The organism is Acinetobacter sp. PC34, from assembly GCF_051789135.1.
GTDB classification, from domain to species: Bacteria; Pseudomonadota; Gammaproteobacteria; order Pseudomonadales; family Moraxellaceae; genus Acinetobacter; species Acinetobacter johnsonii.
The window spans coordinates 1,458,329-1,478,484 of sequence record NZ_CP196664.1 but is presented as its reverse complement, the minus strand read 5'-3'; the positions used below and the strand labels follow the sequence as shown (position 1 = coordinate 1,478,484).

Below are 20,156 nucleotides of genomic sequence, written 5' to 3'. Positions count from 1 at the left end.
ATAAAATTATTCAGCTAAGCAAATATTCAAAATACCATCCAACTCATCTAGTGAATGATAATGAATCGTGAGCTTGCCTTTCCCTTGTTTATTATGATCAATTTTGACATTTGCACTAAAACGATCTGTTAAGCGCTGTGTCAATTGTTGAAGATCTGGTGCAATTTCCGTTTTCGATTTTTCTTGTTTCGGCGCATTGAGATCACGAACATATTGTTCAGTTTGGCGAACGGATAAACTTTTCTCTATCACCAATTCTGCGACTTTCAGTTGATCTTTCCCTTTCAAAGTCAAAATGGCACGAGCATGTCCCATATCCAATAACCCCTGCTGCATAAAGTCTTTAACTTGCTCAGCTAGACTTAATAAACGCAGCAAATTACTGACTGTGGTACGCGCTTTACCTACCGTATCCGCAATTTCTTGATGACTTAAACCAAACTCTTCATGAAAACGTTGTAATGCCATCGCTTGATCAATCGGATTAAGGTCTTGACGTTGGATGTTCTCAATCAACGCCAGTGCAATTGCAACTTGGTCTGTTAAATCACGAACAATGGCTGGGACTTGCGTTAAGCCAGCAAGTTGAGCCGCACGCCAGCGACGCTCACCCGCAATAATTTCATAGGGATGCTTTTCATTATCAATTGGACGAATCACAATCGGCTGCATCACACCATGTTTTTCAATCGATGCTGCTAACTCTTGTAAGTCTTGCTCATTAATAAAACGACGTGGCTGATATTCACCACGCTGCAATAAATGCACATCAATTTGTTTTAGCTGACCGTGATCAAGAGCTTGTGCTTCAAGTTGTAATTTCTCTTTTTGAATGGAACCGAGTAAGGCATCTAAACCACGACCTTTTGCTAGTCCACGTTTCTTAACGGTCATGCGTTACTTCCTTTTTTCACTTTGCTTTTCTTAATCATTTCAGCTGCTAAATGTAAATAAGCAACTGCGCCCTTCGAGCTTTTTTCAAAATAAATCACAGGCAAACCATGCGCAGGTGCTTCAGCTAGACGCACATTACGTGGAATGACCGTGTCATAGAGTTTTTTGCCAAAGTATTGTTCTAATTCTTCAGACACATCACGTGTCAGTGCATTACGTGCATCATACATGGTGCGTAGAACACCAATAATTTTTAACTCAGGATTCAATGCTTGTTGAATGCGATCAATGGTCTGTGTTAAATCTGCCAAGCCTTCCAAAGCATAGTATTCACACTGCATTGGAATCATCACACCATCCACCGCTGCTAGTGCATTAACTGTGATCAAGCTTAAGCTGGGCGCACAGTCCACAATGATGTAGTCATATGTTTGTTCAATTTCTTGCAATGCGTCACGCAGAATAAATTCACGCCCTTCTTGCTCAGCAATCGCAAGTTCAACTCCCGCCAAATCACGGTTTGCACCCAAGACCTTATAACCCACTTCCGCCTTGGTAATCGCAGTCTCTATAGGCACTTCACCCAGTAAAACATCGGTCACTGAATACAGTAGGTCATTTTTTTGAATGCCTGAACCCATGGTCGCATTGCCTTGCGAGTCCATATCGACCAATAAAACACGCTTTTTAAGTACTGCTAAAGATGCAGCCAAATTTACTGCGGTTGTGGTTTTACCTACACCACCTTTTTGGTTCGCAATCGCAATAATTTGTGCCATGACCCGCCCAATCCTTTGAATTTTTTTAGATACGTTTTAATAAAAGTAAGTGTCGTTGTTCGTCCAAACGTGGAACTTTTAACGCAATAATGTCACAACTAAATTCGTTTTTGAATGCTTCAACTTCGTCATGCGGAACCAAGCCTTTCATCGACGCAATAATGCTGTCTTGGTGCATATAAGGCTTCGATGCATTGATAAAATCGGTTAAAGAAGCAAATGCACGACTGGTAATCACATCAAACTGACCCAAATCATGGATGCTATCTTCATTTTCAACACGCGTTTGAACTGCAATTACATTGGTTAATTTTAGATCTGCAATAAACTGCTTTAAAAAACGAATTTTTTTACCATTGGAATCGAGCAAAACACATTGGCGCTCAGGTTGGCATAGAGCAATAATCATGCCCGGCATACCACCGCCCGTACCAATATCCAGCAAACGACCTTTCGGCAAATCTTTTAAAATACTTAAACTATCTAATAAATGCTTCACCAGCATTTCTTTAGGATCGCGAATCGCTGTTAAATTGTAAGCTTTGTTCCACAGCACAAGTGCGTCTTGATACTTCAGCAATAAATTTAATGCTTCTTCACTCAAATCTAAGCCAAGCTTTTGACTACCTTGCTTTAAGTCTTGAAAAAATGGATGCATAAAGAAGACATCTCAATAAAATTAAACTGAAGTATACCGATTTCTCAGCCGTGGAACAGTAGCTAACGCTTAGTGATTATGCACTTAAACGTACATACCTTGACGAATCTGTAGATCTAGATCACTTAATCGCTCAGGTGTGCCAACATCCACCCATGCGGCTTGCATTTTCTCGGCAGAAATTTTTCCAGCAGACATCGCTTCTTTTAGCAATGGAGCCAACGGACGCTTACCTGCTTCCAATCCCTTAAACATCTGTGGATGTATAACTGCAACACCACTATAAGTCAGTGCTTCGCCTGACTGCTCTTGTTCAAAGGTATAAGCACGCCCTTGATTTAAGATAAAGTCGCCTTTGGGATGTTGTGTCGGGTTGGGTACAAATACGAGATGCGCAAAATCGGCGTCCAATTGCACATCAAGTAAAGATGCAAAATCAAAAGTGGTCCAAACATCGCCATTCACTAAAATAAACGGTTCTGTCCCCAACAGTGGTAGAGCATTGATAATACCACCCGCTGTTTCAAGCCCCTCTTCTTCACGCGTCCAACGAATAGTCACTCCAAACTGCGAACCATCGCCAAGTGCACCAATCAAGACATCGGCCAACCATGCAGAATTGATCACAATTTCTGTGACCCCAATTTGCTTGAGTTTTTCAATATGCCAAACGATCAGTGGTTTGCCACCAACTTCAAGCAGAGGTTTCGGTTTATATAATGTTAAAGGACGCATACGGTTTCCAAGCCCCGCGGCCAAAATCATTGCTTTCATGCTGCAACAACCTCATATTTGCCATATTTTGCTTCAAATTTCGGCATCACTTTATCGCAAATAAATTGCATGAAAGGTTGTAATTCTGCATAAGGTTTGCTTTCTTCGAGTAAATACCACATCACACGTGGTAAATCTTTCAGATAACCTGATTTTCCATCACGTTCAAATAAACGCACAAAAATACCTAAAATCTTAATATGCCGTTGTATGGCCATCATGTCAGCATCTTGCTTAAACTGTTCAAAATCACGCCCTTCTTTGGCAGAAGCTGGCAATAGGTCATAAAACACTTTAAACCAATGATAAACGCGCTCAGGATTCCATTGCACATACGCATCACGTGTAATTGAGATCAGATCATAAGTATCGGCACCAATCACAGCATCCTGAAAGTCAATTACGCCTTGCTCTTGCTCATCTACCAAAAGCATGAGATTACGACTATGGAAATCACGATGTACAATCACTTGAGGCTGAGCCAAAGCAGCATTGGCTAAAATTGCAAATGTACGTTTAATCAGCGCAGACTCATCATCAGAAGGTTGAATCTGTAAACTTGGCAATAACCAATCTGTCAACAACGACATTTCGGTCATTAACTTCTCATAAGAATAAGCTGGGAAATGACCTTCACCATCAATAGATTGCAATTGAATCAACTGTTTAAAACTTTGCTCATAATGTGCATCGACAGTCTTGTCATCGAGCTGTGTAGACAGTAGCACATCACCAAAATCTTCAAGCAATAAGAAGCCTTGCTCCAAATCTTTCGCCACAATATGTGGTACACGAACACCGTTCGTATCAAAAAATTCATCAATCGTCACAAAAGGCACACAATCTTCTTTTTCTGGTGGTGCATCCATCAGCATAAATGTTTTATTATTCAACTTGATTCGTGCATAACGACGGAAACTTGCATCGCCTGCTAAAAAGTTAATTTCAAATTGATCTGAACCAAGTACAGATGAAATCCATGTTTGTATCAATTGTTCACGTTGTGTATTCATTTGCGATAAATTCTAATACAGGCTGAGTTTTTAAAGTGCTAAGTGTAGCCACTTATCAACTTTTTCTCTATGATGCGACAATAATTAATTGCGTTTTAAGCATACTTGGTAAATGAGACACATGAAGCATCAGTTTAAATTTAATCCTTTAGCGACTGCGATATTTACCCTTCTTTGTGGTAGCTCAATCACAAGCTATGCTGCAACACCAACCACGTCTATTTCAGACGAACAACAATCGCTAAAACAAGCACTACAAGAAAGCTATCCTGGGCAAAAGTTTTTTGAACAATACTATGTCGATAAGTCATCTCCTGAAGCTCAACAGCGCCAAGGTCGTTACTTAAGCTCCGCGTATTGCCAAGGCACATGGTTAACCCCTGTAAGCCCTGAAACCAAAGCTGCTGACGCAGCCAATGCGACATCCACCATTACAGCGGACTATGGTCACTACAACCCACAAGGTGACTCTGTTCTTGAAGGTAATGTTCTGATTGATCAAGAAGGTCGTCAAATTCGTGCCGATAAAATCACCATTGACCAGACTCAGACTTTTGCCAATGCTGAAGGACGCGTGCAAATGGCGCAAAGTGGTTTATTAGCGCAAAGCGACCAAATCAATTACAACCTAAAAACTCAACAAGGCGATCTGAAAAACAGTTTCTATATTTCAGAAGAACAACATGCGCATGGGCGGGCTGAACAAATCCTACGTGAGTCACAAACGACCACCACGCTAAAAAATGCAACTTATAGCACCTGCCCACCAGAGCAATCGCCAACATGGAAAATCCAAGCAGACGAAATTAAGTTAAATCAAGAAACTGGCCGTGGTGAAACACGCGGCACAAAACTTTATGTTAAAGATGTACCCGTTCTCGCAGTTCCTTATTTCAACTTCCCGATTGATGACCGTCGTACTACCGGTATTTTGACACCAAGTTTTGGCTTCACCAATGATGGTGGTGTCGAGCTTGCAGTACCTGTTTATCTCAACTTAGCACCTAACTACGACGCGACTGCTACGCCACGCTATATCAGCGACCGCGGCCCAATGTTTGAGGGTGAGTTCCGCTATCTAACCGAAAACTTTGGTTCAGGTCAAATTTGGGGGGGTTACTTAGCTTCTGACCGAAAATATGACGATGAAGACCGTAAAGATTTGCACTTTTTACATAACTGGCAAATCAATGAACAGTTCTCAACCAACCTTGAATATAACTATGCTTCAGACAAAGACTACTTTACTGACTTAAGCAATAACCCAAACACCAAGACAGACTTAAACCTGCGTCGTGCTTGGGAGTTAAACTATAAAAATGGAATTCCTGGTCTAAAAGCCCAACTGAAAGTTGAAGACTTCCAAACACTAGACGAAACTACACCCTACGTTGACCGTCCGTATGCACGTTTACCACAGTTCTTACTCAACTATAAAGCAGGCAACGCTCTCGGTTTAGAGTACGAGTTCAACAACGATACGGCTTACTTTAAAAAGGACTTTGGGGCTATCGACGGTGATACCAACGATAGCTTTGAACCAAGCGGCACCCGTGTCTATAATGACTTTTCTGTACGCTACAACTACCGTACACCGTGGGCTTTCGCCATTCCTGAAGTATCTATTCGTAATGTGAACACATTCTACGATCAAGACACCATCAATGAGTTTGACAACACCAACCGCTCATCGAACGACAAATCTTATGTCGTGCCACAGGTGACTTTTGATGCAGGTTTAACCTTTGAAAAAGAAGGCACTTTCTTACAGACGTTAAGTCCACGTATGTTCTATGCCTATGCACCCTATAAAAATCAAGATGACGCACCAAACTTTGACTCTGCAACAGCATCGATCAACTATGATCAGTTGTTTAGTGCAAATCGCTTCTATGGCCATGACCGTCTAGAAGACAATAACTTCTTGTCACTGGGCTTAAGTTATAGCTTATTTGATACTGTGGGTTTAGAACGCTTAAAAGCCAGTGTGGGCCAAAGCTATTATTTCGAAGACCGCCGCGTAACGCTTGACCAAACAGCAGATGTCTTTGACAGAGAAAATCACTCTGGGCCGATTGTCAGCGTATCTAGCCAGCTCTCGCAAAACTTTACCCTCGGTGCAAACTCAGCATGGATGGCGAATGGCGATAATGCGCAACGCGACTTACAACTTTACTTTACGGGTGATAAAGGCAACCTCTATAACGTTGGCTATTTCTATCGTAAAGAAATTGCAGATCGTCAAGAACATTACGACCAAGTGGTTGCATCTTTTGTACAACCTATCCATAACAACTGGCGTATTATGGGCCACGCTCAATATGACTTAGACAACAATGTCGCTCGTGAATACCTCCTTGGTGTCAATTACGAGTCTTGCTGTTGGGGGATCTCCGTTTATGGTCGTGAGTACTATAACGACTTGGATGACGTCAATGCTGCAGGTGTAGAACCTAAACGTGCAATTATGGCCGAAATTACGCTTAAAGGCTTAGGCGGACTCAACAGTAAACTTTCATCATTACTAGAAAATCGTATTCTAGGCTTTAACAATATTAATCAGACTTGGACAGACCGTTAATGAAGACAAAACAGTTCAAACAATTTTTTAAAGCGAGTGCTTTGGCTTTAGCTCTCGCAACCGCTATTCCAACTTTTGTACATGCGTCGGATGAAGTTGTTGCTGTTGTCGATAACAGTGTCATTTTGAAGAGTGACTTAGAAGCAAGCATGGCTGAGCTCAAACATCAACTTGAGAGCCAAAAGAAACAAGTCCCACCAGAGCAATATTTGGCACAACAAGCATTAGAGCAACTGATTATTCGTCAGACTCAGCTTGAACAAGTGAAGCGTTACAACATTCAACCTGATGAAAAAAGCTTGAATGAAGCGGTTTTAAATGTTGCAAAACAATCTGGTAGCACAAGCCTAGAAGCATTCCAACAAAAGCTCGATAAAATGGCACCGGGAACCTATGCTTCTTTGCGTAGTCGCGTTGCTGAAGATTTAGCAATCAATCGTTTGCGCCAACAAATCGTTACCTCCCGTATCCAAATTTCAGACCAAGATGTTAAAAACTTCTTAAATACCCCACAAGGTCAAGCAGCACTTGGCAATCAAGTACATGTGCTACATGTGCGTGTTTCAGGTGACAATGCTGACGCTGTGGCGAAGCAAGTCAAAACTGTTCTAGCAAACAACAATGACGTCGCTGCAATTGCTAAAAAGCTCAGTACTGCTGGCACCAAAGTTGAAGGTGCAGATATGGGCTTTAGAGCACTTTCTGACATCCCTAGCGAGCTTGCAGCACGTGTGAGTCCACTCCAAGTGGGACAAACCACAGATTTAATTACAGTACGAGATGGTGTACATCTTTTAAAACTAGTTGAACGTAAAGGTGCTGAGCAAAAAGCGATTGTGCCTCAATACAAAGCACGCCATATTTTGATCCAACCCTCTGAAGTGGTTAGCCCTGAAAATGCTAAACAAATGATCGAAAGCCTGTATAACCGCGTTCAAAAAGGTGAAGACTTTGCAGTCTTAGCTTCAACCTACTCTAATGACACAGGTTCAGCACGTGATGGCGGGAGTTTGGGTTGGGTCAGCCCAGGTGTGATGGTTCCTCAGTTTGAAGAAACCATGAAAAATACACCGGTAGGTCAAACTAGTAAACCTTTCCAAACCCAATTTGGCTGGCATATTCTTCAAGTGACTGAAACACGTCAACAAGACATGACTGCTGAATACCAAGAGCGTATGGCACGTCAAATTTTAGGTGAGCGTCAATTTGATGCAGAGCTTGATAGCTGGTTACGTGAAACCCGTAACAGAGCTTATGTTGAAATTAAAGATCCGAACTTAGACCGTAAGAACAACAAGTCATAAGTTTGGATACATAGAAAGACCAGCATTTATGCTGGTTTTTTATTTTCCACTTGGATGAAAACTAAAAATTAGGTATAAAAAAAGCCTCTCATGTGAGAGGCTTTTTTAAACAATCAATTAACGATTATTTTCGTCATCTTGAGTGTCTTCAAATTTTGATTCGCCATCAAAACCAGTCGATTGACCACCGAAGCCACCTTGACCACCGAAGCCACCTTGACCACCGAAGCCACCTTGACTACCAAAGCCACCACCTTGACCACCAAAGCCACCTTGACCACCGAAGCCACCTTGTTGACCGCCAAAGCCGCCTTGTTGACCGCCAAAGCCGCCTTGTTGACCGCCGAAGCCGCCTTGTTGACCGCCGAAGCCACCTTGTTGACCGCCAAAGCCGCCTTGTTGACCAGCGCCAGCAGGTGCACCAGCAGGACGCGGGTTACGTGCAGGAACAACTGTAGAAATTGCATGCTTGTAAACCATTTGGCTTACTGTATTTTTTAATAAAACAACATATTGGTCGAAAGATTCAATATGACCTTGTAACTTAATACCGTTTACAAGGAAGATAGAGACAGGAATACGTTCTTTACGGAGAGAATTTAAGAACGGATCTTGCAAAGTTTGACCTTTAGACATGTTATAACTCCAAAAAAATTTAAAAATCAGCGCAAAAAACTATCTTTATTTTTCAATTAAAAATTATAAAAAAGATAGTAGCTAAATTTTGCTTTATCCGTAGCAGTTTCGCAAGTCTTCTTGTGCCTGCGTGATAGTACAATACGTTGTAAATTTATGTGCCTCTTGCAAAGATCTTAACCAAGTGTATTGACGTTTGGCAAGTTGTCGTGTCGCAAAAAGTGCTTTATCCTCCATTTTACGTTGTTTTTCGACAGTTTTATCTCCTTTCTGTAAAAATTCGAGTGCTTGTCGATACCCAACTGAGCGCATAGAGGGTAAATTTTCATCTAAATCGTATTTTTTCATAAGTGCTTCCACTTCATTTAAAAATCCGATGTCCCACATAATTTTCAATCGTTGTGCAATTCTTTGGTGCAATTCGGCACGGTCTGGCATCAAAGCATAATTATGAAAATTATAGCGATAAGGCACGTTTTTAGGTTGTTCAGCTTGAAGTTTAGTAATAGGCTGCCCTGTCAATTTGTAAACTTCTAAAGCGCGAATAATCCGTTGTTTATCACTCACTTTAAATTTTTCGCCCGCCAGTGGATCCACACTGCATAATTCAGCATAGACCGCAGACCAACCCTCACTCTCACCTTTTGCTTCTATTTCAGCACGAACAGCATAGTCTGCGCTCGGTAAATTGCTTGAAAGACCTTCTAAAAGTGCCTTGAAATAGAGCATAGTCCCACCCACCAAAATCGGAGTTTTACCTCGCGCATGCATGTCATCAATTAAACCACATGCATCTTCAACAAAGTTTGCAGCCGAATAGACTTCTAATGGGCTAATAATATCGATAAGGTGATGTGGATATTGCAGCAACTCTTCTTTAGTCGGCTTTGCTGTACCAATATCCATATCCTTAAAAACCAATGCTGAATCTACAGATATCAGTTCAAAATTTCCTTGCTCATAGAGCTGACATGCCAAAGCAGTTTTACCACTTGCAGTTGGCCCCATTAAATTGATGACCGGCAATTGAGTTGACATGTAAAACTACTCTCCTCGAGCAAAAAGCTTATCTAGTTGAGCCAATGGAAACGCACGCCAAGTTGGGCGACCATGGTTACATTGGCTGGCAAATTCAGTTTGTTCCATTTGACGAAGCAAAGCATTCATTTCAGAAAGACCCAAAATGCGATGGGCGCGAACAGCACCATGACAGGCCATACCCGCTAGAATTTGATCACGCTTTTGCAGTAAGCCCTGCGCTTCATCATTTGGATCTAAATCGTTCAGTAATTCAGGTACCAGCGCCTCAAAATTGGCTTTATGTAAAATCGCAGGCACACCACGAACAATGACCTGCTCATCGCCATATTGATCAATTTCAAGACCTAAACGCGCCAATTGATCTTTGAGCTCTTCCACTCGTATCGCTTGCATTCGCGTGATATTAATCACTTTGGGAATAAGTAACTGCTGAGAAGTCCAAAACTCTGGTTTATCCCACGCTGACTTCATTTGCTGTAGCAAAATACGCTCATGCGCTGCATGCATATCAACAATAATCAGCCCTTCTGTATTTTGAGCCAGCACATAAATACCATGCAATTGTGCAATGGCAATTCCCAACGGATGCTCATCGACTTTAGTGCTTTGCACTGTAAAATCAGCCAAAGACTGAGCTTGATCAACAGCAGATGAAGCATCACGCAGAGGTGCTAAATAGCTTTGCAAGGCATTATTGAGCTGTTGTGAGCCCTGATAGCGTGAAGGTTGCGCCGAATAATGGACACCTTGTGGTTGATTTGAACTAAAGTCAGTGAGCACATCCGATGGGGCTTGCTCACCAGTTTGTGCAGACTCAACACGACGATGCAACTGCAAAGGCTCTTGATAACGAGGCTGCACAGACATCGAAGCTTGATTCTCTGCAATCTTCATTGCATCAGATAAATCTGCGGTTGCCGTTTGAAACTGCGATAAAGTCTCTTTGGCATAGTGACGTACAAATTCATGTACTTCACGTTGATTCAAAAAGCGAATTTCATGTTTGGTCGGATGTACATTGACATCAATATTTTCAGGGTCTACTTCCAGAAAAAGCAAATAACCCGCATGCTGATGTCCATGCAAAATACCATCATAAGCCATACGCAGCGCATGAGAGATGGTTTTATCTTTAACAATTCGACCATTCACATAAACATACTGTAAGTCAGCCTGAGCCCGCGCATCCGAGGGATGTCCCAACCAACCTGTTAAACGCATGTTGATGCTATCTGCATCCATCCAATAAGCATTTTCAGTAAATGCACGCCCTAGCAACTGCTGTACGCGCTGAAAACGTAGCTCACCACTATCTGCAATCGGCAAATTCAATTTGATGCTTTGATTATGTTCAAGCACAAAACGAATATCGAAATGCGTCAGCGCTAAACGTCGGACGATTTCCTCAATATGACCAAACTCTGTGCCAGGTTTTTTGAGGAATTTTCGACGTGCAGGCACATTAAAAAATAAATCTTGTACCCGAATATGCGTACCTTTAGGCGCAGCTACAGCCTGAATCTCTTGACGATCAAATGCAGTTCCATTGACTTCAACTTGATAGCCAATTCCATCATCCACCTGACTACTGGTCAAGGTTAAACGCGAAACCGCTGCAATAGAAGCCAAAGCCTCTCCACGAAAGCCTAAACTGACAATTGCATGTAAATCTTCAGCGGTTTGGATTTTACTGGTCGCATGTCGCATCACCGCCAAAGGGAGATCTTCAGCGTGAATCCCTCGACCATTGTCCATGATTTCAATTAAAGTACTGCCGCCTTGCTCTACCCGAATAATCAGCTCTGTCGCACCTGCATCAATCGAGTTTTCAAGTAACTCTTTGACCACAGACGCTGGACGCTCAATGACTTCACCTGCTGCAATTTGGTTGGCTAAAGCAGGATTCAAAGTATGAATACGGCGTATCTTTAAATCATCATGCATTGTTTAATTGGCTCTCTAAAGCTTGTAATAATGCTACTGAATGGAAACTTAAGGTAGCAGACCGTGTCAGTTCATCTTCAGATTTTTGAATATCAATAATTATGTCTGCCTGAGGGATTTCATTGCCCCCTTTAGACGGCCATTCAAACAAAAACAATGCATTGGGCGTTTCCAAATAGTCACGAATGCCCATTAGCTCCAGTTCATACGGATCGTTTAAACGATACAAGTCAAAATGAAAAATATCACGCTCTTGAACTTGGTACGGTTCAACCAAGGTATAGGTTGGGCTTTTCACGGAACCTTGATGACCTAAATACTGTAAATAATGGCGTGTTAGCGTAGTTTTGCCCGCACCCAAATCCCCAATTAAATACACCACACCCGTCGTAAAATGCTGTGCCAAAATTTGTGCTAAATTTTGGGTATCTTGTTCATTATTGAGCGTTAAATTAAATGAATACTGCATAATACTCACGACAAGTGACAAAAGAACAATTATGATAGCACTGGACTCACAAAATGCCCAAGCCACAAGCTTGAAATCTCGTATTTAACTGCACCAACCGATTAGATATTGCCTGCACATCATGTTCACCATAAAACCTGCTGAATTTTGCCCTCCCATGCTCAATGGCGTGAGCGCAAGTAAAGTGTTTCTGCCTAAATTAAAGCCAGCACCACACACCGTATTGGCTTATTTATCTGACCAATTTCCGCATATTGAAGCAACTGAGTGGCAGCAACGTTTTCATGATGGTTTGGTCTATGACGCTGTAGGTAATGTACTCCATACAGATTCGGCATATCTTGAAAATCAGCATGTGTTTTATTACCGCTTTTTAGCGCACGAAATTGAAGTGCCATCTCAGCATGAGATTTTATTTGAAAATGATCATTTCTTAGTGGTGGATAAGCCGCACTTTTTGACCATCAGTCCAACGGGGCAATATGTTCAACAAACCCTATTGGTGCGCCTGAAAAAACAAACAGGCATTGAGCATTTAACGCCCATCCACCGCCTTGACCGTGAAACCGCTGGCTTAGTGATGTTTTCCAAATGCATTCACAGTCGAGGGATGTATCAGCAAATGTTTGCAGAGCGACAGGTTCAAAAAACCTATCATGCGATTGCACCTTTTAACCGCGAACTCAAATTTCCACGCATAGTAAAACTACATATGCAAAAAGGTGAACCGTTCTACACCATGCAAGTCCTAGACGAAGCACCGAACAGTGAAACTGAGATCTTGCTTTTAGAACATGATGAAACATGGGCAAAATATGAGCTTAAACCCGAGACAGGGAAGCAACATCAACTCCGTGTACACCTCAACTTCTTAGGTCTTCCGATTAAAAATGATCCGTTCTATCCTAAAGTTGTACATAAAGCCGACTATGATTTTAGTCAGCCTTTACAGCTATTAGCTAAGCATCTTTCATTTAAAGATCCAGTAACTCAACAGCTTATGCAGTTTAGCTCCAATTCTGAATTGACATTGTAATCTGCTTGTCATTACAAAATAATTTAAAATTCCATTGTATGAATATTGAAATTACAATGGAATTGATTAAAATAACTTCTACCCTTAAGTCGTTCAAATTATTTAAAAAATCATGAGAAAAACAGAAGTCTATCAAATTCGACTCGATTCCCAAGAAAAGAAACAAGCTTTTGCAGTGTTTAAACAACTGGGAATTACGCCTGCGCAAGCCGTTCGTTTGTTCTTCAGACAAGTGGTTTTAACCAAATCCATCCCATTCTCAATTGAAAACCAGAACATCAATCTTGAACAGCTGATTAAGCTACGTAAGCTCAAGCAAGAACAAAAAGCGGTTGATCACATCACCAGCGCAGACTCAACTGCAACCAATGATTTATTTGCAGACGATGAACATAGTGATCTTTTTGAAGAATTAGCGGCAATCTTGGGAGAAAGTGACAAAACTTAACAGTGTTGCATTTCTAAACAAATTTTAGAAATATCCCTTTCAAAACTTAGGTATGCTTCATGTAAATATTATAAATACAGCATGGAGTAATACATGATCGTTAGACGTGCCACTTTAGAAGACTTAGAAAAACTTGCTGTATTATTTGATGAATATCGCCAATTTTATGGTGCATCTTCCAACTTAGCGCTTTCCCAAAAGTTCCTTAAACTTCGCCTTGAAAACGAACAAAGCGTCATCTTCATTCATGTCAAAGACGATGTGATTACAGGTTTTGTGCTGCTGTATTTAGGCTTTTCTTCTGTGGCCTGTGCAACTTATTATATTTTAGATGATGTTTATGTTTCTCCACCGCATCGTCGCCATGGCTCAGCAAAACAATTGATTGATACCGCGATTTTGTTTGCGCGACACGAAAAAGCCATTCGTATTACGCTTGAAACGCAAAAAAATAATTATCAATCCCACAGCTTATATGAAGCAATGGGCTTTGTAGCGGATAATGAATTTAAGACCTATCATTGCTTTCTATAGCATTCAGCGTCTAAAGACCTTCACTCTCAAGATCATTGCGTGTCTTGGCTAAAGCCACTTGTTCTGCATTTAAATAGATCCAATGCCCTTCGACTAAATCTGGTATCCCCGTTAAGTCGAGCGCTCCAATTTGCTGACGATGCAAGCTCTCAACTTTATTTCCCACTGCCGCAAGCATACGTTTCACTTGATGATATACCCCTTGATGCACGGTCATTTGCAGTTCGCATTCAGCTAAGCGTTTTACATCCGTTGCAGCAAAGCTCCCTTTTTCATTTCGCAGCTCCACCCCTTGCTCCAACTGTTGGACCTGTTCATCTGTAACAGGGTCGGCAGTTTTCATCCGATACACTTTTGCCACATGCTTTTTAGGATGTGTCAATGCTTGTAAAAACTGACCATCGTCGGTGAGTAACAATAAACCTGTGGTGTCTTGATCTAGACGACCTACACACTGAATGCCACGATTCAAGAGCACATCGTCAAACAAATCAAAAACACTAAAATGATGTGTCGCCTGATGTGAGCATTCATAGCCTTGAGGTTTATTTAAGGCGATATAGACTTTTTCGCGGTATTCAAAGCTCTTGCCATGTACCTTGTAGTTCAAAGCATCCAATTTGAGTTTATATTTAGGGTCAGTAATGATCTGCCCATCAATTTCAATGGCTGCATTTTTAATCAACTGTTGGCAATGCTTTCGCGAACCAAATCCTTGCGACTGCAACATTTTTTCCAACAGCATCAGCACACCACATTTTTAAATAAAGGCTCATTTTATACTGAAATACAGGAACATCAATCAAAGTACTTGGATCATTCGGCAAAGTGGCTAAAAAAACGTTACAATGCACATGTTTTTTTGACCAGTCTCTCCCCTATGCCGAACTTAGATTTGAATCTGATCGTCCTCTTGATCCTGCTGGCTTGTGGTATTTTCAGTCACAACTCTGCGGTAACCATTGCTGCTGCAGTACTCATTATTTTGCGGATGACACCACTGAGTGAATACTTCCCACTCATCCAACAACATGGATTAAATATCGGGATCATCATTTTAACCATTGCAGTTTTAGTGCCGATTGCAAGTGGTAGAATTAGTGGTGAAAGTATTTTTAAATCTTTTTTAAGTGTCAAATCATTACTTGCCATCGCCATTGGTGTTTTGGTTGCATGGCTAGGCGGGCGCGGCGTAAAACTGATGTCAAACCAACCCGATGTTGTTGCAGGCTTACTAGTCGGAACCGTTGCAGGAGTGGCTTTACTACGTGGCGTTCCAGTCGGCCCACTCATTGCGGCTGGGTTACTTACCCTAATCATTGGTACAGGACAGCCCTAGCCTAGCGAATACAAAAAAATCCAAATTCTCAAGCTAGGCTGGATTGATCTGTATTTGCTGCCTTTAAATTTGACTTCTTTTTATAGAAAGTCCACTCAATATAGCGCTATGAATAAATATTCATCGTGTAGAACCTTCAGAGTTCATATGAATATACGCTTGCTTAGTTCACTTATAACTTTTTTGAACAACCAAATTTTAATGTGATAAAGAACGTATAATACTTTTCATTTTCTCGTCTATTTATGTCCTCTCAAGAAAATAGCATCCCACCAACGAGTCACTTATCTGTCATTATTTTGGCATTAGCACTCGGTGGTTTTTGTATTGGTACGACTGAATTCGTTGCGATGGGACTCATCCAAGAGATCTCACAAAGTTTCAATCTCAGCATTCCTGTCACAGGGCATTTTATTAGTGCCTATGCTTTAGGTGTGACTATTGGCGCACCTGTGATTGCCATTTTGGCCGCAAAGGTTCCGCGTAAAACGCTCTTAATTGGCCTCATGCTGTTTTATGGTATCGCCAATGCCAGTACAGCACTCGCAAACAGCTATGAGTCTATGTTGGTCTCACGTTTTATTGCAGGTTTCCCTCACGGCGCTTACTTTGGTATTGCCGCTTTGGTGGTTGCAGAGTTTGCTGGAAAACAAAAGCGTGCTTCGGCAGTCGCCATGCTCATGATGGGGCTGAATGTCGCGACCGTGATTGGTGTGCCTTTTGCGACATGGCTGGGTCAGCTGTATGGTTGGCGGGCAGGTTTTGAGTTTTCTGCATCTATCGCATTTTTGACTGTGGTCGCAATTTGTTTTGGCCTACCCAAAATGCAACTGGATCACACAGCCAGCATTCAAAATGAGCTGCGTGGACTTAAAAATACACAAATGTGGCTCACGCTTGCTGTCGGTGCAATTGGATTTGGTGGGCTGTTTTCTGTCTATAGTTATGTATCACCTATTTTGACTGAATATACCCATGCTAGCATTCAAGTCATTCCGTTTGCACTGGCATGTATTGGGCTCGGGTTGGTCGTCGGCGGTGTTGTCGCAGGACACTTTGCCGATAAAAACTTAAACAAGGCGATTATTTGGGTCTTAGTTTCCAATGCCTGCTCTTATGTACTTTGTGCCCTGTCTATGGATCACCTTGCCACTGCTTTTATTGCACTCTTCTTGGTTAGCTTCAGTATTGCAGGCTTGGGGCCTTTACTACAAACCCGCTTAATGGATGTCGCTGGTAATGCACAAGGCTTAGCAGCTTCGCTGAATCATTCTGCATTTAATATTGCCAATGCTTTTGGTGCTTTTCTGGGCGGCTGGTTAATTAGCCAAGGTTTAGGTTGGCTAGCTCCAATCTGGGTCGGAGTTTTACTAAGTTTAGGTGGGCTGATTATTTTATTGTTGGCTTTTCAGCATGAGAAAAAGTTGATATCCGCATGTAAAAGCGATTCAAATCAGACTTGTTAACCCCCAATAAATGACTTTATCTAAAACAATAAGCGTGCGTAAGAACTCAATCGTATTGTTATGCACGCTTTTACAATCCATCATTCAGATTAATGTCAGATCATTAAAAATCTTAATGGCATTTTTTTTAAACTCTAAATTTTATTCGATACGCGATAACGTCATCCGCAAGCTGCGGTAAGAATAAAAGCAAAGCTTTTATTTGCAGCCCAAGGCGATGTAATCGCCTTTAATATGGACTGTTTGTTCAAATGACCAATGTGTTTCTTTTGGCGAAAAAAAGAACTCCAAAATTGAACTTAAAAACGGTGAGACTCCGCAGTTAAGAAGTTCAATACGAAACTCCTTAACTGACTGGCATAATCATTCAGGTAGCTTTTTCCCGCAGTGTGGACAATAGGCATATTGCTCACGCTCTTGCCTTAAAGATTCTTCTTTTTGTTCACGAATGAGCTGTAAAATAATATCGTGTGTTTGCTCTTTGGTCAGCCCAACTTCTTTACGAACTTCTTCAATTTTTTCTGTCTCCAAGACAAAATCAATATCGCTATTTTGGATTAGTTCTCGAAATCTGAGTTCAAGTTTTTCTTTACGCTGCTCAAGTTCATTGGCCAAACCATTCGCCAAAATACCCGCAGGTAATGCCGCTAAACCTACACCTAAGATAGTAATAATCGCACCAAGAAAGCGTCCTAACGGCGTAATAGGTGTCACATCGCCATAACCGACGGTGGTCAATGTAACCACGGCCCACCACATTGAAGCAGGAATGGAACTGAAAACTTCAGGTTGTGCCTGACTTTCAATCAAATACACCCCTGCAGCCGCCATAATGATCATAATCATTAAGATGAAAATAACCGCTTGAAATGAGCCTTTTTCACGCTCAATGACACGTAATAAAATTTGTAGAGAGACAAAGTAGCGGGTGAGCTTGAGAAGTCGGAGCAAACGAACAATTCTTAAGAATCGTAAGTCGAACTGAACAAAGAAGTTTAAATAGGCAGGTAGAATAGCCAAAAGGTCGATAATCGCCCCACCACTTTTGACCCAATTTAGACGGTTTTTCCAATCCGACTCAAAACTATTAGATTCAGCAATTGACCAAAAACGTAAAAGATATTCGACGCTAAAAACGATAATAGAAAAGATTTCAAAATAATAGAAAAAGTCTTGATACAACACATAGTACTTTTGCACCGACTCCAGCAAGACCGCAGCAGCATTACTCATAATCAGTGCAATGAGAAAATAGTTTAACCCTCGACTTAAGGGCGTCTCATAATCCTCATTATGCAAATTGTTATAAACAAATTTGCGAAGCGTGTACCAAGCTGTCAATTTCATTACGATTCTAAGTTATTCTTATCCCTTAAAATTCAGTTTAACTGAAGTTCTGGGCAAAGTAAGTAAGAAATTTCTGCACGAAATGTCCTAGTTTTAAGATGTTATTCAATATATAACAGCGCTAAACGAACTTGGTCATAGCCCATACGTGGATTTGTCAGTTCCACAATAGGACGAAGCTTAATCGCACCATCTTCGCTAAAGTGTTCTGTTTGCTGACGCTTCATTAAGCGTTTATAAATTTTCCGCACTTGCTCAACTACTTCTTCTCCAGGATGTGCCACGGAAATATCCAAGCCTTGCTCTTTATGCAACTTTGCCAAATGGTTGATAATAGTTGCAGCCGTCAAACCGCGCTCTTGTGCGATATCTGCAATTTCATAACCACCTTCAAACAATTCACGTGTTTCATCAAGTGTTGCAGAAGCATAGTTGGCTTTACCTGCATTACGGGCAATTTTCTTTTCATTCCGCTCAATCTCAATTTCATTGAGCGTTCCGCCACAGTGACGGATAAATGCCTTGTGCTGCGGGTCAAGATCAACGGCCTCGAAATGTGTCTCGGCTTCATCGGACAGTTCTTGGAAGCGACGGTCTGCCTTAATGGCAAGACTATCTAACTCCAAAGCTTGTTCATTAAATCCTAGTAACCTTAAACCATCCAAAGTCTTTAAGCGCGACAAAGCCACATAGCCCTGTCCTTTTTCAAAAGTATGACTAAGATTAATTTCCGCTGCCGCCAAAGTCATCCCTTGTGACTTATGGATGGTAATGGCCCATGCCAAGCGCAATGGAATTTGCTGAAAACTGGCAATCGTTTTTCCCGCATCATTGTCCACTGACCATGTTTCAGGCTCAACTACAAGTACCGTGCCATCAGTCAGTTTGACTTTAGGCAAGATCCCAAAGTCATCATCTTCTTCAAAGCCCACCACTTCGCCTAAGCTACCGTTGATATATCCCACATCAAAGTTGTTCTTTACAAACATCACTTTGGCATTTTTCTTGAGGGTTAGGTTTTCAGGTGCTCGCACAGAAGACTTTAAAGTTTCAATAAGCTTGTCATTGCCATCACACACCGCCTCAAACTGTCGACCTTCATTTTCAATTTCATTCAAATGTTTGAAGTTGATGGTGTCCACGTCCATATTATGCGTATATAAACGTGTAAAGATTTCTCCAATATCTTGCTGACGTGTAGCTTGTAAAGCCTGCAAGTGCTGAGAGTTAATACTCTGACTGCGGATGGCATTTAAAATATCATTGAGATAATCATTGCCCTGACGGTGCTGCTCAGTCAAATAACACACACGAAACTTGGCTTCGACCCAAGCATCAGACATAAAACAGAATTTATCGCGGTTGCGTTCTTCATTTTTACCAACTGGCGGTAACTGAAAGAAATCACCAGCAACAATCACTTGAATCCCGCCAAATGGCTCTTGACTTTCTTTAAAGAACTTAAGGACTTTATTGACCAAATTGAGTTGCTTGGCATGTAACATCGAAATTTCATCGATGATTAAGACTTGGGCATTCTCTAAATGCTCTTTTAAATATTTACGTTCTTTCATGCGTTTGAGTTCATCTTCCCCCAACGCATCTTTAATTCCAATACCAGCCCAAGTATGAATAGTCATGCCATTCATATGCGTTGCGGCAATACCTGTAGAAGCAGTAATCGCCACAGGCACTTTGCGGGCTTTTAAATAGTTAATATATTGGTTCAGCGTATAGGTTTTTCCTGCACCAGCGGAACCGGTTAAAAAGACATTTTCGCCCGCTTTTAAGAGTTTGAGTGCAGTTTCTTGCTTCATAAGACCTATACCATTGATGAACGGCTATAGCCTACCGAGTTTTTGCAAAAAAGTTAAGCAGATCTCGTCACACAGT

The 20,156-nt window shown here is 41.4% G+C and carries 19 protein-coding genes; 7 read left to right on the top strand and 12 right to left on the bottom strand.

Going from position 1 to position 20,156, the window contains the following annotated elements:
- Positions 1–6: 6 nt before the first annotated feature.
- The 5 genes from ACSC9N_RS07165 to ACSC9N_RS07145 all read right to left on the bottom strand — a co-directional run bounded on the left by ACSC9N_RS07165 (position 7) and on the right by ACSC9N_RS07145 (position 4,118).
- A complete protein-coding gene (locus ACSC9N_RS07165) occupies positions 7–894 on the bottom strand; it encodes a ParB/RepB/Spo0J family partition protein (protein WP_004696828.1) in 888 nt (295 codons plus the stop codon).
- The gene (locus tag ACSC9N_RS07160) at positions 891–1,673 is read right to left on the bottom strand and encodes a ParA family protein (protein ID WP_005401148.1); all 783 of its coding nucleotides are present in this window, start codon (positions 1,671–1,673) and stop codon (positions 891–893) included. Before ACSC9N_RS07160 ends, ACSC9N_RS07165 begins: the two co-directional genes overlap by 4 nt.
- A gap of 25 nt (positions 1,674–1,698) precedes the next feature.
- A complete protein-coding gene (gene rsmG / locus ACSC9N_RS07155) occupies positions 1,699–2,331 on the bottom strand; it encodes a 16S rRNA (guanine(527)-N(7))-methyltransferase RsmG (RefSeq protein ID WP_004984861.1) in 633 nt (210 codons plus the stop codon).
- Positions 2,332–2,415: 84 nt separating this feature from the next.
- Positions 2,416–3,105, bottom strand: a complete 690-nt coding sequence (gene murU / locus ACSC9N_RS07150) for an N-acetylmuramate alpha-1-phosphate uridylyltransferase MurU (RefSeq protein WP_010326860.1) — start codon at positions 3,103–3,105, stop codon at positions 2,416–2,418.
- Positions 3,102–4,118 carry an aminoglycoside phosphotransferase family protein gene (locus ACSC9N_RS07145; protein ID WP_010326861.1) on the bottom strand — a complete coding sequence of 339 codons (1,017 nt, stop codon included), beginning with the start codon at positions 4,116–4,118 and terminating at the stop codon, positions 3,102–3,104. The genes murU and ACSC9N_RS07145 overlap by 4 nt, the downstream gene beginning before the upstream one ends.
- A gap of 121 nt (positions 4,119–4,239) precedes the next feature.
- Between ACSC9N_RS07145 and ACSC9N_RS07140 the strand changes: the two genes are divergently transcribed.
- On the top strand, positions 4,240–6,699 hold the full coding sequence (locus ACSC9N_RS07140; RefSeq protein WP_010326862.1) for an LPS-assembly protein LptD: 2,460 nt from the start codon (positions 4,240–4,242) through the stop codon (positions 6,697–6,699).
- Positions 6,699–8,003: a peptidylprolyl isomerase gene (locus ACSC9N_RS07135; RefSeq protein ID WP_010326863.1), complete on the top strand. Its 1,305-nt coding sequence runs from the start codon at positions 6,699–6,701 to the stop codon at positions 8,001–8,003. Before ACSC9N_RS07140 ends, ACSC9N_RS07135 begins: the two co-directional genes overlap by 1 nt.
- Positions 8,004–8,120: 117 nt before the next feature.
- Here the strand turns inward: ACSC9N_RS07135 and hfq are convergent, their stop codons facing one another.
- The 4 genes from hfq to tsaE form a co-directional block, all read right to left on the bottom strand.
- A complete protein-coding gene (gene hfq / locus ACSC9N_RS07130; protein ID WP_063454285.1) occupies positions 8,121–8,639 on the bottom strand; it encodes an RNA chaperone Hfq in 519 nt (172 codons plus the stop codon).
- A 93-nt stretch (positions 8,640–8,732) separates the two neighbouring features.
- Positions 8,733–9,677 (bottom strand): tRNA (adenosine(37)-N6)-dimethylallyltransferase MiaA, encoded by a 945-nt coding sequence (gene miaA, locus ACSC9N_RS07125; RefSeq protein WP_010326865.1) that lies wholly within the window; start codon positions 9,675–9,677, stop codon positions 8,733–8,735.
- A gap of 6 nt (positions 9,678–9,683) precedes the next feature.
- The gene (gene mutL / locus ACSC9N_RS07120; protein ID WP_010326866.1) at positions 9,684–11,624 is read right to left on the bottom strand and encodes a DNA mismatch repair endonuclease MutL; all 1,941 of its coding nucleotides are present in this window, start codon (positions 11,622–11,624) and stop codon (positions 9,684–9,686) included.
- The gene (gene tsaE / locus ACSC9N_RS07115) at positions 11,617–12,093 is read right to left on the bottom strand and encodes a tRNA (adenosine(37)-N6)-threonylcarbamoyltransferase complex ATPase subunit type 1 TsaE (RefSeq protein ID WP_010326867.1); all 477 of its coding nucleotides are present in this window, start codon (positions 12,091–12,093) and stop codon (positions 11,617–11,619) included. The genes mutL and tsaE overlap by 8 nt, the downstream gene beginning before the upstream one ends.
- Positions 12,094–12,214: 121 nt before the next feature.
- Between tsaE and ACSC9N_RS07110 the strand changes: the two genes are divergently transcribed.
- The 3 genes from ACSC9N_RS07110 to ACSC9N_RS07100 all read left to right on the top strand — a co-directional run bounded on the left by ACSC9N_RS07110 (position 12,215) and on the right by ACSC9N_RS07100 (position 14,111).
- Positions 12,215–13,129, top strand: coding sequence for a pseudouridine synthase (locus ACSC9N_RS07110; RefSeq protein ID WP_005401139.1), 915 nt, complete (start codon positions 12,215–12,217; stop codon positions 13,127–13,129).
- 112 nt (positions 13,130–13,241) lie between these two features.
- A complete protein-coding gene (locus ACSC9N_RS07105) occupies positions 13,242–13,577 on the top strand; it encodes a type II toxin-antitoxin system RelB/DinJ family antitoxin (protein WP_005401138.1) in 336 nt (111 codons plus the stop codon).
- A gap of 93 nt (positions 13,578–13,670) precedes the next feature.
- Positions 13,671–14,111 carry a GNAT family N-acetyltransferase gene (locus ACSC9N_RS07100; RefSeq protein ID WP_004696801.1) on the top strand — a complete coding sequence of 147 codons (441 nt, stop codon included), beginning with the start codon at positions 13,671–13,673 and terminating at the stop codon, positions 14,109–14,111.
- A gap of 10 nt (positions 14,112–14,121) precedes the next feature.
- On the opposite strand, the gene ACSC9N_RS07095 is transcribed toward ACSC9N_RS07100, so the two are convergent.
- Positions 14,122–14,856, bottom strand: a complete 735-nt coding sequence (locus ACSC9N_RS07095; RefSeq protein WP_005401137.1) for a pseudouridine synthase — start codon at positions 14,854–14,856, stop codon at positions 14,122–14,124.
- 135 nt (positions 14,857–14,991) lie between these two features.
- Here ACSC9N_RS07095 and ACSC9N_RS07090 point away from each other — a divergent pair, with 135 nt between their 5' ends.
- Entirely contained in the window at positions 14,992–15,450 is a 459-nt protein-coding gene (locus tag ACSC9N_RS07090; RefSeq protein ID WP_004696797.1) for a DUF441 domain-containing protein, read from the top strand.
- A 245-nt stretch (positions 15,451–15,695) separates the two neighbouring features.
- Positions 15,696–16,916 carry an MFS transporter gene (locus ACSC9N_RS07085; protein WP_005401136.1) on the top strand — a complete coding sequence of 407 codons (1,221 nt, stop codon included), beginning with the start codon at positions 15,696–15,698 and terminating at the stop codon, positions 16,914–16,916.
- A 363-nt stretch (positions 16,917–17,279) separates the two neighbouring features.
- On the opposite strand, the gene ACSC9N_RS07080 is transcribed toward ACSC9N_RS07085, so the two are convergent.
- Both ACSC9N_RS07080 and ACSC9N_RS07075 read right to left on the bottom strand, forming a co-directional pair.
- Positions 17,280–18,263, bottom strand: coding sequence for an ion transporter (locus tag ACSC9N_RS07080; RefSeq protein ID WP_004984887.1), 984 nt, complete (start codon positions 18,261–18,263; stop codon positions 17,280–17,282).
- A gap of 101 nt (positions 18,264–18,364) precedes the next feature.
- A complete protein-coding gene (locus ACSC9N_RS07075) occupies positions 18,365–20,080 on the bottom strand; it encodes an AAA family ATPase (protein ID WP_058869752.1) in 1,716 nt (571 codons plus the stop codon).
- Positions 20,081–20,156 lie beyond the last annotated feature (76 nt).